The sequence below is a fragment of the Bacillus sp. SIMBA_008 genome (genome assembly GCF_046535495.1).
In the GTDB taxonomy this organism is placed as follows: domain Bacteria; phylum Bacillota; class Bacilli; order Bacillales; family Bacillaceae; genus Bacillus; species Bacillus subtilis.
The window spans coordinates 1-276 of record NZ_JAWRWL010000375.1; the positions used below are offsets into that span (position 1 = coordinate 1).

Annotated in this window: 1 pseudogene; it reads left to right on the forward strand. The window is 37.0% G+C overall.

The features are described 5' to 3' along the window. Window position 1: 1 nt before the first annotated feature. Window positions 2-276, forward strand: a pseudogene (locus SB658_RS23660) (ABC transporter permease); the annotation flags it as partial.

Here is a 276-nt window from a genome sequence, read left to right on the forward strand (position 1 = left end):
GATGCAATGCAAAATAGAAATTTTACGTACGTTTCGTAATAAATTGTTTATCTTTTTCTCATTACTAATGCCAGTTATGTTTTACTACATTTTCACAAATGTTATTCAAGTGCCACAAAACGGAGATGCTTGGAAAGCGCATTATTTAATCTCAATGGCGACGTTTAGTATTGTAGGGACGGCACTTTTTAGTTTCGGTGTAAGGATTTCTCAGGAAAAGGGGCAAGGGTGGACACATTTGTTGAAAATCACACCACTTCCAGAGGGGGCATATAT